General features: G+C 68.5%; 1 protein-coding gene. It reads left to right on the top strand.

Annotation, left to right across the window (positions count from 1 at the left end; all coding sequences use genetic code 11):
* Positions 1-373 precede the first annotated feature (373 nt).
* Positions 374-1,327, top strand: a complete 954-nt coding sequence (locus H531_RS0112450; RefSeq protein ID WP_022799628.1) for an IS110 family transposase — start codon at positions 374-376, stop codon at positions 1,325-1,327.
* Positions 1,328-1,687: the final 360 nt, after the last annotated feature.

Genomic DNA, 1,687 nt, shown 5'->3' with positions numbered 1-1,687 from the left:
CACGCTGGGGTTATCCGGGCTCACCCCGGCGAGGGTGAGGTCCGGGGGTGGTGCCCCCCCGCCGCAGGCCGCAAGGAAGAGGGCGAGGCCTGCCAGAAGACCATACCGCGTACCCTTACGCATACCGCCTCCCTTCCGAATATAGGTTCTTGTACGTCCCTGAGTCCTGTACTGTTACTGTCCATGTATCTTGCCCCCTGAGGGAGGCCCTACCGCTCCTGTTGCCGGGCCACCACGCCCGCGGGGCTGATGGGTAGCCACCCGCCCCGGCCTCCCCGCCGCACAGTATCCCGGTCGTCAAAGACCGCATCCACATGGAAGGCCCACGGGGTCGGGTGGCCACCTCCCTCAGTCTACCCAAGGGAGGAAGACCATGCTCTGCGCAGGCATGGACGTCAGCAACCCCCACCTGGACCTGGCCCTGGTCTCCGGCACCGCCAAACCCATCCGCCACCGCTTCCCCAACACCCCTGAAGGCCGCCAAGCCCTCCTCGCCGCCCTCGCCCACCTCCGCCCCGCCTGGGTGGCCCTGGAACCCACCGGCGCCTACCACCTCCCCCTCCTCAAGCTCCTGGCGGAGAAGGGCCTCCAGGTGGCCCTGGTCAACCCCTACCACCTGGCCGCCTTCCGCCGGGCCGCGGGGGAGCGCCACAAGACCGACCGCCAGGACGCCCTCCTCCTCGCCCACTACGCCCGGGTCTACCGGGAAAGCCTCCGGGCCTACACCCTCCCCCCAGAAGCCCTCCAGGAGCTCAGGGCCCTGGTGGGCTACCGGGAGGATTTGGCCGGGCGGGAGCAGGCCATCCTCAACCAGATGGAAGCGGCGGAATGGGCGGGGAGCAAGGAGGTCCTCGCCCTCCTCCAGAGGGAGCTGGCGTGCGTGAAGGGGCTTCTTGGGGAGGTGGAGGCCAGGATCCAGGCCCTCCTCGCCGCCCTCCCCGAGGCGGAGGTGCGGATGGGCCTGCCCGGGGTGGGGCCCCAGGTGGCGGCGGCGGTGCTGGCCCTCTTGCCCCCAGAGCTTTGGGGCCGGGCGAAGAGGGCGGCCTCCTACGCGGGGCTGATTCCCGAGCGGGAGGAGTCGGGGAAGAGCGTGGCGAGAAGCCGCCTCTCCAAGAAAGGGCCTCCCCTCTTGCGGCGCAAGCTTTACATGGGGGCCCTGGTAGCGGTGCGCCATGACCCGGAGATGCGGGCCTTCTACCAACGCCTGCTCTCGCGGGGAAAAACGAAGAAGCAGGCGTTGGTGGCTGTGGCCCACAAGCTCCTCAGGCGGATGATGGGGCGGCTCAGGGAGTACTACGCCGGTCGGTTAGCCCAGGGGGTGGCTTGACAGACAAGACAGTATCAGCCCCCTGAACTTAGATACTTTTACCCTGCAAACCGTAGGACGTCCTGAGCGCTTGGCCCCGCCGCCTCCCCCGGCAGTTTCTGCAACATCCGGTAGCCCAGCGCCTTCAGTGCCCGCTTGTACCAGACCTCGAGGGCCCACGCCATCCCCAGCCCGGCTCCCCTTCGTTACAGAGCCCGTGGAGGGGCCTTGGAGGGCCTGCCTATTTTGGCTATCTTCTTCAGACCACCCTCCACCAGGGAGCGCTACCACCCGGCCCACTAAGGGGAAAACGCCTTCTCCCCCATGGAGGAGGAGCCCCCCAGGGGCCTCGGGGTACTCCGCCAGAAAGGCCAGGAGCCC

Source organism: Thermus islandicus DSM 21543, from assembly GCF_000421625.1.
GTDB lineage: Bacteria > Deinococcota > Deinococci > Deinococcales > Thermaceae > Thermus > Thermus islandicus.
The sequence above is the reverse complement of the archived record's forward strand: the minus strand, read 5'-3'. Positions and strand labels throughout refer to the sequence as shown.

What these genes read in the sequence shown, in the direction of transcription:
- H531_RS0112450 (WP_022799628.1), top strand. Translation starts at nt 374, where the DNA reads ATGCTCTGCGCAGGCATGGACGTCAGCAACCCCCACCTGGACCTGGCC.